The organism is Bradyrhizobium sp. UFLA06-06 (genome assembly GCF_054820065.1).
In genome coordinates this window covers 55,631-68,654 of record NZ_JADFUD010000007.1, presented here as the reverse complement: position 1 = coordinate 68,654, position 13,024 = coordinate 55,631, and the positions used below count along the sequence as shown (strand labels likewise).

Genomic DNA, 13,024 nt, shown 5'->3' with positions numbered 1-13,024 from the left:
GGTCTGGTGCTTGCGCACCATCCCGGAATGACCTGGCAAACAACAAAAAGGCCGGGATCGCTCCCGGCCTTTCGTCGTTCTCGGATGGCGTGGGCTGGTACGCCTTACTTCGCTTCGGCGCGCTTCGGCGGGTTGGCCGGCCACGACTTGATCAGCGTGTCGTAGTCGATCGTCTCGCCCTTCGGCTTCTCGTTCGCGAGCTTGCGCTGCGGAGCGATGGTGCCGTCCTTCTCGGCCTTCTTGTACCAGAACTCGGCGGATTCCTTCTTGTTCAGCTTCGGTCCGCAGGCGCCCTGCACACCGGACTTCTCAAGACGCTCCATCACCGAATCCTGGGCCGCGGCCAGCGCGTCCATCGCCTGCTGCGGCGTCTTGGTACCGGACGACGCATCGCCGATGTTCTGCCACCACAGCTGCGCGAGCTTCGGATAGTCGGGCACGTTGTTGCCGGTCGGGGTCCACTGCACGCGCGCGGGCGAGCGGTAGAACTCGATCAGGCCGCCGAGCTTCGGCGCACGCTCGGTGAACGACTTGTCCCAAATATCGGACTCACGGATGAAGGTGAGACCGACATGGCTCTTCTTCAGCGACACCGACTTGGAGATGATGAACTGCAGATAGAGCCAAGCTGCCTTGCGGCGATCCGGCGGGGTCGACTTCAACAGCGTCACGGAGCCGGCGTCCTGATAGCCGAGCTTCATGCCTTCCTTCCAGTAAGAGCCGTGAGGCGACGGAGCCATACGCCACTTCGGCGTACCGTCCGCGTTCATCACGGCGATGCCCGGCTTCACCATGTCGGCGGTGAAGGCGGTGTACCAGAACATCTGCTGGGCGATGTTGCCTTGCGCCGGCACAGGCCCTGCTTCCGAGAAGGTCATGCCCTGGGCCTGCGGCGGGGCATACTTCTTCAGCCAGTCGAGATATTTGGTGATCGAGTAGACCGCGGCCGGGCCGTTGGTGTCGCCACCACGTTCGACCGAGGAGCCGACCGGGCGGCAGCCTTCCATGCGGATGCCCCACTCGTCGACCGGCAGGCCGTTCGGGATACCCTTGTCGCCGTTGCCGGCCATCGACAGCCAGGCGTCGGTGAACCGCCAGCCGAGCGAGGGATCCTTCTTGCCGTAGTCCATATGGCCGTAGATCTTGACGCCGTTGATCTCCTTGATGTCGTTGGTGAAGAACTCGGCGATGTCTTCATAGGCCGACCAGTTCACGGGCACGCCGAGCTCATAGCCATACTTGGCCTTGAACTTGGCCTTGTACTCGGGGTTGGTGAACCAGTCGTAGCGGAACCAATAGAGGTTCGCGAACTGCTGGTCGGGCAGCTGGTAGAGCTTGCCGTCCGGCGCCGTGGTGAACGACTTGCCGATGAAGTCATCGACGTCGAGCATCGGGTCGGTGACCTCCTTGCCCTCACCCTTCATGTAGTCCGACAGGATGATGGTCTGACCGTAGCGGAAGTGGGTGCCGATCAGGTCGGAGTCGTTGATCCAGCCGTCATAGACGTTCTTGCCCGACTGCATCTGGGTCTGCAGCTTCTCGACGACGTCACCTTCCTGGATGATGTCGTGCTTGAGCTTGATGCCGGTCAGTTCGGAGAACGCCTTGGCCAGCGTCTGCGATTCATATTCATGCGTCGTGATCGTTTCCGAGACGACGTTGATCTCCATGCCCTTGAAGGGTTCGGCGGCCTTGGCGAACCACTCGAGCTCCTTCTTCTGGTCTTCCTTCGACAGCGTCGAGGGCTGGAATTCCGCGATCCACTTCTGGATCACGGCATCGTCGGCGGCGCGGGCCGGCGTGGCGACCGCGAGCGAGGCTGCGATCAGCGCGGCGGCGCTGGTCATAGTCAAAAGACTATCCTTTGTCGTTCTCAAATGTCGCATTATGATTCCTCCGGTTGCAGCGACAAACAAAACCCCAGGCCCGGGTTGACCCCGGATCTGCTCTTCTTCGCTTTCGTCAGACGGTGCGAAAGATCGCCACGGCTGAAAGAAGCGAAATCAGCGTTGCGAGCCACAGGCTCGAAATTTCCACGCCCTCGCCGATCGGCAGGGTGAGGATCGGATCGGTGCCGACGAGGCCGATCCACACCAGGTGGATCACCGCCGCCAGCACCAGCGAAATGAACAAACGATCGCCGCGCGTGGTCGGGATGCGCAGCACGCCGACCCGCTCGGCCTCGGGATAGACCGCCGCGAGCCAGGTCATCACGCCGAGCGTCGAGGCCAGCAGCACGAAGAAGATCGCGGTCGGCAGCGTCCAGGCCATCCATGCGATGCTTTCCATGATCGCCTCCTAGACCCGGCCGAGCGCGAAGCCGCGCGCGATGTAGTTGCGGACGAACCAGATCACCAGCGCGCCCGGAATGATGGTGAGCACGCCGGCGGCGGCAAGCAAGCCCCAGTCCATGCCGGCCGCCGAGACCGTGCGCGTCATGATCGCCGCGATCGGCTTGGCCTGCACCGAGGTCAGCGTGCGCGCCAGCAGCAGCTCGACCCAGGAGAACATGAAGCAGAAGAAGGCGGCGACGCCGATGCCGCTCGCGATCAGCGGCACCAGGATCTTGATGAAGAAGCGCGGGAACGAATAGCCGTCGAGGAAGGCGGTCTCGTCGATCTCGCGCGGCACGCCGGAGACGAAGCCTTCGAGGATCCACACCGCCAACGGCACGTTGAAGATGCAGTGCGCGAGCGCGACCGCCCACGGCGTATCGAACAGGCCGATTGCCGAATAGAGGTTGAAGAACGGCAGCGCGTAGACCGCCGCCGGCGCCATGCGGTTCGACAGCAGCCAGAAGAACAGGTGCTTGTCGCCGAGGAAGCGGTAGCGCGAGAACGCATAGGCCGCCGGCAACGCCACCGCGATCGAGATGATGGTGTTGAGCACGACGTATTCGAGCGAATTGATGTAGCCCGAATACCAGCTCTCGTCGGTGAAGATGCGCTTGTAGTGCTGCAGCGTCGGCGTGTGCGGCCACAGCGTCATCGTCGAGACGATCTCGGCGTTGGTCTTGAAGCTCATGTTGACGAGCCAGTAGATCGGCAACAGCAGGAAGATCAGGAACAGCGCCATGATCAGGCGGCGGCCGGGGATCGAATGCATCACGCCGCTCCTTCCTTGGCCGGACGCTCGGAGCCGGCATTGACCATCACGGTGTAGAACACCCAGCACACGATCAGGATGATCAAATTGTAGACCAGCGACAGCGCCGCGGCCTTTCCGAGGTCGAACTGGCCGAGCGCGATCTTGACGAGCTCGATCGAGACGAAGGTCGTCGAATTGCCGGGGCCGCCGCCGGTGACCACGAACGGCTCGGTGTAGATCATGAAGCTGTCCATGAAGCGCAGCAGCACCGCGATCAGCAGCACGCGGTTCATCTTCGGCAGCTGGATCGCCTTGAACACCGCCCAGCGCGAGGCGCCGTCGATCTGCGCGGCCTGGTAATAGGCGTCGGGGATCGACTTCAGGCCGGCATAGCAGAGCAGCGCGACGAGGCTGGTCCAGTGCCAGACGTCCATCACGATGACCGTGACCCAGGCGTCGACCTCGTTGGACACGTAATTGTAGTTGAGGCCGAGGTGGTTCAGCACATAGCCGAGCAGGCCGATATCGGGCCGGCCGAATATCTGCCAGATGGTGCCGACCACGTTCCACGGAATCAGCAGCGGCAAGGCGAGGATGACGAGGCAGGCCGCGACGCTCCAGCCCTCGCGCGGCATCGACAGCGCGACGATGATGCCGAGCGGCACCTCGATCGCGAGGATCACGGCAGAGAAGAACAGGTTGCGGCCGAGCGAGGCCAGGAAGCGCCCGCCGAGATCGGTCGATGGATCGAGCAGCTCCTTGAACCAGCCGACGCCGTTCCAGAAGAACTGGTTGTTGCCGAAGGTGTCCTGCATCGAATAGTTCACGACGGTCATCAGCGGCAGCACCGCCGAGAACGCGACCACCAGGAACACCGGCAGCACCAGGAACCAGGCTTTTTGGTTGATCGTCTTGTCCATCAGGCGACCCCCTCCACCAAATGGCTGTCGGCATAGACGTGGACATGCGCGGGATTGAAGATCAGCCCGGCGGTATCGCCGGAGACCGAGAAGCCCGGCGGCACGCGCGCGGCGAATTTGGTATCGCCGACCCGCACGCGGGCGAACTGGATGCGGCCGAGATCGTCGATCCGCTCGATGGTGGCCGACAGCAACCCTGACGCCGGCGCCGCGACATCGACGAACTCCGGCCGCACGCCGATCTCGATCTTCTTGCCCGCAGGCAGCACACCATAGTTTCGATGCAGGCCGATGACATGGCCGTCGACCCGCGCCTGGTGACCACTGACCTCGGCGGGCACGATGTTCATGCCGGGCGAGCCGATGAAATACCCGACGAAGGTGTGCGCCGGCTTGTCGAACAATTCGGCCGGCGTGCCGCTCTGCACCACGCGGCCGTCATGCATCACGACGACGGTGTCGGCGAAGGTCAGCGCCTCGGTCTGGTCGTGGGTGACGTAGATCATCGTGAGGTCGAGCTCGCGGTGCAGCGCCTTCAGCTTGGAGCGAAGCTGCCACTTGAGCTCGGGATCGATCACCGTCAGCGGTTCGTCGAACAGGACGGCCGCGACGTCGGAGCGCACCAGGCCGCGGCCGAGCGAGATCTTCTGCTTGGCGTCGGCGGTGAGCCGCGTCGCCTTGCGTTTGAGATAGGGCTTGAGGTCGAGCAGATCGGCGATCTGCCTGACCCGCGCGTCGACCTCGGCCTTCGCGACGCCGCGATTCTTCAGCGGGAAGGCCAGGTTCTGGCCGACCGTCATGGTGTCGTAGATCACCGGGAACTGGAACACCTGCGCGATGTTGCGCTTTTGCGTCGACAGCGGCGTGATGTCGCGGCCGTCGAACAGAATCTTTCCCCGAGACGGCGTCACGATGCCGGAGATCAGGTTGAGCAGCGTGGTCTTGCCGCAACCGGACGGCCCGAGCAGCGCATAGGCGCCGCCCTGCCGCCAGGTCATGGTGACCGGCTTCAGTGCAAAGGATTCCTGCGGCGCGTCGTTGCCGCCGTAGGAGTGCGCGAGATCGACGAGGTCAATGCGGGCCATGGAGCATCTCCCTCACTTGCCGTTGCCGGCTGACGCGTTTGCCGCACGCGCACTGCGATGCACGTTGCCCGAAAACGCGGTCGCGGGCGACGCGACGAGGCGGTCGGCCGCGTCGAACACGAAGATGTTGTCGGGATCGAGCGCGGCGTCGAGCACCTGCCCGGGTTCATATTCGTGCACGCCGTGCAGCACCGCAACCCAGTTCGAGCCGTGGACATGGACGTGCACAAAGCTCTCCGACCCGGTGATCTCGGTCACCGTCACCGCGGCGGAAAATTTGTGACGGCCGGCCGCGACATTCCCGACCTCGAGCTGGTGCGCACGGAAGCCGGTCCGGTAGATGCCGTCGGGCAGATTGGCGTAGAGGCCGGCCGCGGGCGCCTGCTCGCCGCCGGCATAGATCACTTGCGCGCCCTTCTTCTCGATGCCGATGATGTTGAGCGGCGGATCGGAAAACACCTGCGCGACGCGCAGCGTGTCGGGATGGCGGTAGACCTTGGGCGTCGCGCCGGTTTGCAGCGCCCGGCCCTGCCACATGCAGACCGTGTCGCCGCCGAGCAGCAGCGCTTCCGACGGTTCGGTGGTGGCATAGACGAAGATCGCGCCGGAGGCCTCGAAGATGCGCGGCAGCTCGGCGCGCAGCTCCTCGCGCAGCTTGTAGTCGAGATTGGCGAGCGGCTCGTCGAGCAGCACGAGGTCGGCGCCCTTGACCAGCGCCCGCGCGATCGCGGTGCGCTGCTGCTGGCCGCCGGAGAGTTGCAGCGGCGTGCGCTTCAGGAACGGCTCGAGCCGCAACAGGCTGGCCGCTTCCGCCACCCGCCGCTCGATCTCGACGCGCGGCTTGCCCTGCACGCGCAGCGGCGAGGCGATGTTCTCATAGACCGTCAGCGAGGGATAGTTGATGAACTGCTGATAGACCATCGCGACCGAACGCTGCCGCACGTCGGCGCCGGTGACGTCCTTGCCATCGACCAGCACGCGGCCGGTGGTCGGCTTGTCGAGGCCGGCGAGCAGCCGCATGATCGAGGTCTTGCCCGACAGCGTCGGCCCGAGCAGCACGCTGAGCGTGCCACGCTCCAGCGTCAGCGACACATCGCGGATGGTCGGAATGCCATCCACGGTTCGCGTGACATTCTGCAGTGTGACGCTCATGCCCGTCCTCCCGCTTCGCGGAGGGGACGTTCACCGGACACGCGGTTGGCGAGCATCCACTCGTCGAGCGCGGCGATTTCACCCGCCGTCATCCGCAAGCCCAGCTTGGATCGTCGCCAGACGACATCGTCCGCGGTCCGAGCCCATTCGTTCGCCATCAGGTACCTGACTTCGCTTTCCGTCAAGGTGGCGCCGAAGGAGCGGCCGAGATCGGCCGTCGATGTTGCGTTGCCCAAGACTTTGCTGGCGCGCGTGCCATAGGCATGGGCGAGACGATTGGCGTGCGATTGCGCGAGAAACGGATAGTTGCGGATCAATTCGGCGCTCAGCGCCGCGACCGCAGATACATCCATGTCGCCGCCGGGCAGCGGCGCCTTGCCGGTCCAGCCCTCCTGCGCCTTTGTGCCGCGGAGATAAGGCGACAGCCGCTCCAGCGCCTCTTCGGAGAGGCGGCGATAGGTCGTGATCTTGCCGCCATAGATCGACAGTAGCGGCGCACCACCGGGCGTATCGAGCTCGAACACATAGTCGCGGGTCGCGGCCTTGGCTTCGCTCGCGCCGTCGTCATAGAGCGGACGCACGCCGGAGTAATTCCAGACCACGTCCTCGGGCTTCACCGGCTTGGCGAGATAGGCGCTGGCGGACGCGCAGAGATATTCGATCTCCTCCTGCGTCGCCTTCACCTTGGCCGGATCGCCGTCATAGTCGCGATCGGTGGTACCGATCAGCGAGAAGTCGTCCTGATAGGGAATGACGAAGATGATGCGGCCGTCGGCATTCTGGAAGATGTAGGCACGGCCGTGGTCGTAGAGCTTCGGCACCACGATGTGCGAGCCCTGCACCAGGCGCACCTTGGCGCGCGCGTTGACGCCGGCGCCTGACGCCAGGACCTGTTCGACCCAGGGACCGCCGGCATTGACCAGCACGCGTGACTGGATCGTGTCGCGGGCACCCGTGACGCTGTCTTCGACCGTAACGTGCCAGACGCCGTCGACCTGCCTGATCTCGACCGCGCGGGTGCGGGTGCGGATCTCGGCGCCGCGATCGGCGGCATCGCGCGCGGTCAGCGCAACCAGCCGGGCGTCGTCGACGAAGCAGTCGGAATATTCGAAGCCCTTGGTGTAGCGGCCCGGAATCAGCGGCTTGCCGACCACGTCGCGGGTCAGATCGACCGAGCGCGTCGCCGGCAGCAAATGCCGGCCGCCGATATGGTCGTAGAGGAAGAGGCCGAGCCGCAGCAGCCAGGCCGGGCGCAGGCCGGCGTGGTGCGGCAAAACGAAACGCAGCGGCCGAATGATGTGGGGCGCGATCTGCCAGAGGATTTCGCGCTCGATCAGCGCCTCGCGCACCAGACGAAACTCGTAATATTCGAGATAGCGCAGACCACCATGCACGAGCTTGGTCGACCAGGACGACGTCCCGCTGGCCAAGTCATTCATTTCACAGAGGAAAACAGAGTTACCCCGGCCCGCTGCATCGCGCGCGATGCCGCAGCCATTAACGCCGCCTCCAATGATGGCGAGGTCGTAAATCTGATCCAAAGAACGCTTCCCCCGGCAACCGCCTTCGCTTTGACGGTTTTACTTTCGGATTGAAGTAAATCACAACCAAAAACGAAAGCAAAGTGAAAACAGGGAACTTTCGCTGGGGATTTTTTGGGCGGAGTGCTCGCGGTCAGGGCTTTTGGGGAGGACGGGACGAGAAACGCTTGGGGTGACGCCAGGCAAGGCGGTGGTGGGCGATCAGGGACGCTGTGGCGATCGTCCGACGCGCAATTCCGGCAGAGCCTTTTCGGGATAGTAGGTACGGCGAACTTCACCGCCTACCCGCTTGGCGCAAGCTCGGCTGTCGCGCACAAAGTAGGCCGCGAGCAAAAGCACACCGGTCGACGCGACGAATGTATGACGGCTGGCGAACAGGACGTAAAAGACCAACGATGCGACGAAAAGGATCGCATACCATTTGAGCGCGAAGCGGAGATAGATTCGCCCGATCGAGCGATCCCTGTTCATCGGATCGCCCGATTGCCTGGCAGCGACGCCGACAGCACGAGAAAGAAGAGCGGAAAGAACACGAAGACCGCGGCATAGGCCCAGAGGTGTCCGCCGCCGAGCGCGACTTGCAGGGCGCTATATCCCGATGATTTTCGGTGCGCCAGGAGTGCCCAGAATGCAAAGCAGAACAGCGGCATCGTGAGATACTTCCACTGCTCTCGCCAGTCGCGGAGGATGGTCGCGAGATCGCCAAGCAATGCAATCAGGAACAGGGAAAACGTGACGGCGTAGAGCGAGACCAGCGGCAGGAAGAGGTGCTCGAACCTCATTTGCGCGGCTGCTTCAGCCGACACCGGGATGCCGTCCGCAAACAGGCTGCCGAACGGCGGGATTGCGAACAGCCGCATGTCAAAGCCCATCGCCTGGCCAAGCCAGAACAGGACGATCGCCACCAGGCCGATTACCGACTGCGCGAGGAAGGCCCCGCTCGCGATGCGCTGACACAGCGATCCCGAAAAGAAGATCCGCGACAGTCCGTAAAGCAGTTTCCCGCCACGGCCGTTCTGCTGTTCCAGTTCCGAAAGCCAAGCCGGGCGGCTCCCGCTGCCGAAGCGAAAGATGTCGACACGGACGCTCTTCGATGGCGGCTGGGTCTCACCATCGAACGCGCGCATGACCACAAGCGCAGAAACACCGCCGGCCAGCGCCGTTGCGCACGCGGATGCGACGTTAAAGCCGAGGACAAACGAGACGACGCCGAACATCGCCGCCATGCCCAATGCCGTGACGATCTTGAATTGCGTGCTGACCAACGAACCGCTCCACCTCAGGCAGGCTACAGCAGCGGCCGAAAGGCATCCGAAACAGGTTCGCTAAAACTTGAGCGATCAAGCGCCTTGCGCGCTGCGCAGCGCCGCGGGTGCCGCGTCGGCACCGTTGTCGTCGAGATCGACTTGCGGCTTGTCCATCGCGACGACCACCTCGATGCCGCGGCTATGGCAGATATTGGCGAGGCCCGCGGGGAGCGGTGAATCGGTGACGAAGGTCTGGATCTGGCTCATATGGGCGATCCGCACCGGCGCGCTGCGGCGGAGCTTGGTCGAGTCAGAGACCAGCATCACGTTGCGCGCATTGGCGATGATCGCCTGCGCGACCTGCACCTCGCGATAGTCGAAGTCGAGCAGCGCGCCCTCCTCGTCGATCGCGGATGCGCCGATGATGGCGTAGTCGACCTTGAACTGGCCGATCAGCTGCGTCGCGGTGGAGCCGACCACGGCGCCGTCGGCGCGGCGCACCGTGCCGCCCGCCACCACCACCTCGATGCGCGGATGGCGGTACAGCAGCATCGCGACGTTGAGGTTGTTGGTGATGACCAGCAGATCCTCATGCGAGGTCAGCGCGCTCGCGACCTCTTCCGTGGTGGTGCCGATATTGATGAACAGCGAGCAGCCGTTCGGAATCCGTGCCGCCGCGGCAGCGCCGATCGCCTTCTTCTCCTCGGCGGCGACGAAGCGACGCGCCTCGTAGGCGAGGTTCTCGACGCCCGAGGCGATGATCGCGCCGCCATGGATGCGGGTCAGCGAGCGCTGGTCGCAGAGATCGTTGAGGTCCTTGCGGATGGTCTGCGCCGACACCTCGAATCGCTTGGCGAGGTCTTCGACCATGACCCGGCCGAACGCGCGCGCGATGTTGAGAATTTCAGTCTGGCGATGGGAGAGTCCGGCCACGGCGGCCCCCTTGAAACGGCGAGTCGCCCATGGTGCGACCGTTCGGCACGGAGGTCAACGTGCAGTGCCGTGTCAGGGACGGCCGGGCGAAGGTGGACGCTTCGCCCGGGCCACGCGCTATCGCGCAAAGGTGTTCTACGACGCCACCTGCATGGATTGACCGGTGAGCAGCCGGCGCGCCGCGCGCTCGGCCTCGCGGGCATTGCGGAAGATCTGGCCTTCAAGGCGGTCGAAAAGGTGCGATGCAGCAAAGAACTGATAACCACGCGTATCGCGCACCACGATACCCGCCGTCTGCGAACTCACTTCGATCACGTAACTGTCGGACATTGTAAGCCTCGGTTTGACTCCGGCCCGACAACGGAGTCGCTGGCTGTTTGTTCCTCAGTTATTTTGCGAGGCAAAGCGCCGGAATCCGATGCTTTTTGCAATCAAACCACGCTCCGGACTCAGTTTCGACGCGTTTGCTCCCGCGCCGAATCAGCGGCACTGGCGCGACGAATGTCAGGTCTCGATCGTGGCGCCATCGCGCTGGATCGGTTGCGGATGGCCCTGCTCGTCGATCGAGACATAAGTGAAATTGCCGTCGGTCACGAGGATCGACTGCTGCTCGCGACGGCGCAGCACCCAGGCCTCGAGATGTACCGTGATCGAGGTGCGGCCGATGCGCACGAGATTGGCATGGACGGAGACCAGATCGCCGACATTGACCGCCTTGCGAAAATTCATCGCGTCGATCGCGACCGTCACGGTGCGCGACTTCGCCACCTTTGAGGCGAACACACCGCCGCCGAGATCCATCTGGCTGAGCAGCCAGCCGCCGAAGATGTCGCCATTGGCATTGGTGTCGGCCGGCATCGCCAGCGTGCGGATGCAGAGATCGCCCTTCGGCTCAGCATCGTTGCTCAGCGGCGCGTGAACATGGGTGTCGGTCACTTGCGAGGTGGTCACCTGCGAATCGGTCACTTGAAGGCCTCCCAGCCGGGATCCGGCGCAAATCGTCCGCCGAACTTGCGCATCAAGGCCTGCATCGCCGACACCACATTGTCGACGCCGCGGCTGCGCGCATAGTTGAGCGGGCCGCCGCGGAACGGGGCATAGCCGGTGCCGAAGATCATCGCGCCGTCGACCATGTCGGGATTGTCGACGATGCCCTCGCGCAGGGCGGCGACGCAGACATTCGAGATCGGCAGCACCAGGCGGTCGATCATCTCATCGCTCACCCGGGGACCCGTCTCGGGCAACGGAGCCTTCTCCGCCTTGCCGTCCTTCCAGGTGTAGAAGCCCTTGCCGGTCTTGCGGCCGAGCTCGCCCCTGACGACTTTTTCGCGCAACCATGCGGGCGTCGGCGGCAGCGTATCGCCGAACTTCGAGCGCAACATGTCGCCAACATCGAGGCAGATATCGAGGCCAACCTGGTCAGCAAGTTCGATCGGCCCCATCGGCATGCCGAACTCGACCGCGGCCGCGTCGATCAGGCGCTGGTCGGTCTTCTCGTCCAGCATCATCATCGCTTCCAGCATGTAGGGCGTCAGCGCGCGGTTGACGAGGAAGCCCGGCGAGCTCTTCACCGGCAGCGGCAGGCGGTCGATGGCGCCGACGAAAGCGAGCGCCTCCTTGAGCATGCCGGTATCGGTGCCGTCATGGCTGACGACCTCGACGAGTTGCAGCCGCGACACCGGGTTGAAGAAGTGCAGGCCGAGCAGCCGCTCCGGCCGTGCCAGCGTGGTGCGCAGATCCTGCAGCGGGATGCTCGACGTATTGGTGGCGAGGATCGCGCCCTGTTTCATCTTCGGCTCAAGGGAAGCATAGACCTTCTGCTTCAGCTCGAGCTTTTCCGGCACCGCCTCGATGATCAGATCGGCGTTGCGGACGCCCTCGCCGTCCATGTCGGGAATCAGGCGGTCGAGCGCGTCGCGCTGGTCGATCCGCTTGCGCATGATCTTGCCGTACAGCTCCGAAGCCCGCTTCATCGCGCCCGCGATCGGCTCGGCCTTCATGTCGGCGAGCGTCACCCGCATGTCCTGGTTGGCGCACCAGGCCGCGATATCGCCACCCATCGCGCCGGCGCCGATGACATGGACATGCGCAACCTTGTTGCCGCTGCCGGCGACCTTCTTCATCTGCTCGCGCAGGAAGAACACGCGGATCAGATTCTGCGCGGTCGGCGTCACCATCAGATTGGCGAACGAGGCCTTCTCCGCATTCAGCATCGCCGCGCGATTGCCGGCGTACTTCTCCCACAGATCGATCAGCGCATAGGGCGCCGGGTAATGCTTGCGTGGTGCCGCCTTCTCGGCCTCGCTGCGCATCCGCGAGGCGAGGAAACCGCGCGCCACGCCGAAATTGAGGATCGAGTTGAGCACGCCCGGACTTGCGCGCTTCAGCCGGCCGAACACCGCGTCCTTCACCGCGTTGCGGACATGGCGCTCCTGGGTGACGGCGTCGACCAGGCCGAGCGCCTTGGCGCGGCGCGCGTCGATGGTCTTGCCGGTCAGCATCAAGGTCATCGCCTGCATCGGGTTGACCAGCTCGGTGAAGCGCACGGTGCCGCCGAGACCGGGATGCAGGCCGAGCATCACCTCGGGGAAGCCGAACCGCGCGTCGTCGATCGCGATCCGCATCTGGCAGGCCAGCGCGACCTCGAGGCCGCCGCCGAGGCAGAAGCCGTGGATGACAGCGACCGAGGGCACGCGCAGCGCCTCGAGCCGGTCGATCACCGCATGGGCGCGGCCGATCGCGGTCTCGACCGCGCTGGAATCGCTGGCGCCGCGAAACTCATTGACGTCGGCGCCGGCGATGAAGCCGCTTGGCTTAGCCGAGCGCACCACGAGGCCGGTCGGCCGCTGGTTCTCGAGCGCCGAGACGATGGCATCGAGCTCCTCGAGCAGATCGGCGGACAGCGTGTTGGCGCTGGCGCCGGCGCGATCGAACAGCAGCCAGGCAATGCCGTCCTCATCGCGCGTCAGCTTGAAATTCCGGTAGGGGCCGTCGGCGACAGGCTTCGGCCCAAGTTCGAGCACGCGATCGGCGAGAACGTCTATGATCCGTGAATCCAT

Annotated in this window: 13 protein-coding genes; all 13 read right to left on the bottom strand. The window is 64.3% G+C overall.

Annotation, left to right across the window (positions count from 1 at the left end; genetic code table 11):
• Window positions 1–104 precede the first annotated feature (104 nt).
• Entirely contained in the window at window positions 105–1,847 is a 1,743-nt protein-coding gene (locus tag IF803_RS08210; RefSeq protein WP_028338610.1) for an ABC transporter substrate-binding protein, read from the bottom strand.
• A 115-nt stretch (window positions 1,848–1,962) separates the two neighbouring features.
• Window positions 1,963–2,289: a DUF2160 domain-containing protein gene (locus tag IF803_RS08205; protein ID WP_016846242.1), complete on the bottom strand. Its 327-nt coding sequence runs from the start codon at window positions 2,287–2,289 to the stop codon at window positions 1,963–1,965.
• A gap of 9 nt (window positions 2,290–2,298) precedes the next feature.
• On the bottom strand, window positions 2,299–3,105 hold the full coding sequence (locus IF803_RS08200) for a carbohydrate ABC transporter permease (RefSeq protein ID WP_028333212.1): 807 nt from the start codon (window positions 3,103–3,105) through the stop codon (window positions 2,299–2,301).
• The gene (locus IF803_RS08195) at window positions 3,105–4,007 is read right to left on the bottom strand and encodes a carbohydrate ABC transporter permease (RefSeq protein ID WP_028338609.1); all 903 of its coding nucleotides are present in this window, start codon (window positions 4,005–4,007) and stop codon (window positions 3,105–3,107) included. Before IF803_RS08195 ends, IF803_RS08200 begins: the two co-directional genes overlap by 1 nt.
• Window positions 4,007–5,092 carry an ABC transporter ATP-binding protein gene (locus IF803_RS08190; protein WP_461191839.1) on the bottom strand — a complete coding sequence of 362 codons (1,086 nt, stop codon included), beginning with the start codon at window positions 5,090–5,092 and terminating at the stop codon, window positions 4,007–4,009. Before IF803_RS08190 ends, IF803_RS08195 begins: the two co-directional genes overlap by 1 nt.
• Window positions 5,093–5,104: 12 nt before the next feature.
• Window positions 5,105–6,244 (bottom strand): ABC transporter ATP-binding protein, encoded by a 1,140-nt coding sequence (locus IF803_RS08185; protein ID WP_461191838.1) that lies wholly within the window; start codon window positions 6,242–6,244, stop codon window positions 5,105–5,107.
• A complete protein-coding gene (gene glpD / locus IF803_RS08180) occupies window positions 6,241–7,785 on the bottom strand; it encodes a glycerol-3-phosphate dehydrogenase (protein WP_461191837.1) in 1,545 nt (514 codons plus the stop codon). The genes IF803_RS08185 and glpD overlap by 4 nt, the downstream gene beginning before the upstream one ends.
• A gap of 201 nt (window positions 7,786–7,986) precedes the next feature.
• Window positions 7,987–8,256, bottom strand: coding sequence for a hypothetical protein (locus IF803_RS08175; protein ID WP_281489605.1), 270 nt, complete (start codon window positions 8,254–8,256; stop codon window positions 7,987–7,989).
• The gene (locus tag IF803_RS08170) at window positions 8,253–9,050 is read right to left on the bottom strand and encodes a hypothetical protein (protein WP_461191836.1); all 798 of its coding nucleotides are present in this window, start codon (window positions 9,048–9,050) and stop codon (window positions 8,253–8,255) included. Before IF803_RS08170 ends, IF803_RS08175 begins: the two co-directional genes overlap by 4 nt.
• Window positions 9,051–9,125: 75 nt before the next feature.
• Complete coding sequence (locus tag IF803_RS08165; protein WP_411780537.1) at window positions 9,126–9,965, bottom strand: DeoR/GlpR family DNA-binding transcription regulator; 840 nt, start codon at window positions 9,963–9,965, stop codon at window positions 9,126–9,128.
• Between the two features lie 135 nt (window positions 9,966–10,100).
• Window positions 10,101–10,295: a hypothetical protein gene (locus IF803_RS08160; protein ID WP_028338602.1), complete on the bottom strand. Its 195-nt coding sequence runs from the start codon at window positions 10,293–10,295 to the stop codon at window positions 10,101–10,103.
• A gap of 174 nt (window positions 10,296–10,469) precedes the next feature.
• Entirely contained in the window at window positions 10,470–10,931 is a 462-nt protein-coding gene (locus tag IF803_RS08155; protein WP_461191835.1) for an acyl-CoA thioesterase, read from the bottom strand.
• Entirely contained in the window at window positions 10,928–13,024 is a 2,097-nt protein-coding gene (locus IF803_RS08150; RefSeq protein ID WP_461191834.1) for a 3-hydroxyacyl-CoA dehydrogenase NAD-binding domain-containing protein, read from the bottom strand. The genes IF803_RS08155 and IF803_RS08150 overlap by 4 nt, the downstream gene beginning before the upstream one ends.

Bases quoted from the DNA above. Each gene is read 5' to 3' on its own strand.
- IF803_RS08175 (WP_281489605.1), bottom strand. From the start codon at position 8,256: ATGAACAGGGATCGCTCGATCGGGCGAATCTATCTCCGCTTCGCGCTC.
- IF803_RS08200 (WP_028333212.1), bottom strand. From the start codon at position 3,105: ATGCATTCGATCCCCGGCCGCCGCCTGATCATGGCGCTGTTCCTGATC.
- IF803_RS08190 (WP_461191839.1), bottom strand. From the start codon at position 5,092: ATGGCCCGCATTGACCTCGTCGATCTCGCGCACTCCTACGGCGGCAAC.
- IF803_RS08185 (WP_461191838.1), bottom strand. From the start codon at position 6,244: ATGAGCGTCACACTGCAGAATGTCACGCGAACCGTGGATGGCATTCCG.
- IF803_RS08205 (WP_016846242.1), bottom strand. From the start codon at position 2,289: ATGGAAAGCATCGCATGGATGGCCTGGACGCTGCCGACCGCGATCTTC.
- IF803_RS08195 (WP_028338609.1), bottom strand. From the start codon at position 4,007: ATGGACAAGACGATCAACCAAAAAGCCTGGTTCCTGGTGCTGCCGGTG.
- IF803_RS08160 (WP_028338602.1), bottom strand. From the start codon at position 10,295: ATGTCCGACAGTTACGTGATCGAAGTGAGTTCGCAGACGGCGGGTATC.
- IF803_RS08150 (WP_461191834.1), bottom strand. From the start codon at position 13,024: ATGGATTCACGGATCATAGACGTTCTCGCCGATCGCGTGCTCGAACTT.
- IF803_RS08210 (WP_028338610.1), bottom strand. From the start codon at position 1,847: ATGACCAGCGCCGCCGCGCTGATCGCAGCCTCGCTCGCGGTCGCCACG.